Here is a 978-nt window from a genome sequence, read left to right on the forward strand (position 1 = left end):
CTTCCAAGAGTGCGCTGCTGCGCGTGGTACAGGATGCGTGGTATCGCTACCTGGCGACCCTGGGACTGGATGGCACCCGTACAGGAGAGCCGCCATCACCAGACTACATCGCCAAGATTGAGATTCCGTTCGATCACTCCGATGTACAGGTACTGATCGATTCCATGTTTCTCGACGGCAGCTTGCATCCGCTGGCGGTTCACAGTGTTCCTGTGGCGATGCCGAGCTGGATCAAGGCCGGTGTCATCCAGGACCCGGCTGCATTGCAGGCATTGGTGCTCAGAGGCATTGATAGTCTGGTAGAGGCAACGCCAGCGATAGCGTCTTCGCACAAAGACTGGAGCGAGTTCCCCAAGCGTTACGGTGAAATACTGGCCCGCTCGCATGGTCTGCCTGGCACCGAAGGTAGCGATCCCCTGCCGGTGATTCGTGAACGCATCAAGGCTTTGCAGGCGCTGTCTGATGAACGGCTCCAGGCATGGGTCGCTGCCAAGCACTACGCCGACCTGATCCTGCAGCCGGTGACCAAAGGTCCGGTGATGGTGCACCACGTGCCGCGCTTTTTGCGTCATCGGCGATCCGCTGGGGAAACCAAGCTGGCTTTGCTGGTCTTCGACGGCCTGGCTTTCGACCAGTGGGTGCAAATCCGCGAGCGGTTGATCGCCACCACAAAGCGCTTCGCGTTTGACGAAGGCACCGCGTTTGCATGGCTGCCGACGGTGACATCGGTATCACGCCAGGCGCTATTCTCTGGCCTGAAGCCGCGTGAGGTCGAGGATTCCATCGACCGCACGGACAAAGAGGAATCCTTGTGGAGGACGTTCTGGCAGAACGAAGGCGTCAATGCAAATGAGGTGATGTATCGACGCGCACTGCGTCAAGCCAGCCAGCTCGACGCACTGGAAGCGGAGTTGATCGACCGGCGCCCGAAGGTGGTGGGCCTGGTCATCGATGAGGTGGATGAGCGGCTCCACAAGG

General features: G+C 59.8%; 1 protein-coding gene. It reads left to right on the forward strand.

Annotation, left to right across the window (positions count from 1 at the left end; translation table 11 throughout):
* The coding region (gene pglZ, locus KDH83_RS30820; RefSeq protein WP_212322857.1) for a BREX-3 system phosphatase PglZ at positions 1-978 on the forward strand (978 nt) is incomplete at both ends.

It is taken from the genome of Achromobacter sp. Marseille-Q0513, from assembly GCF_018195695.1.
Taxonomy (GTDB): Bacteria; Pseudomonadota; Gammaproteobacteria; order Burkholderiales; family Burkholderiaceae_B; genus Achromobacter.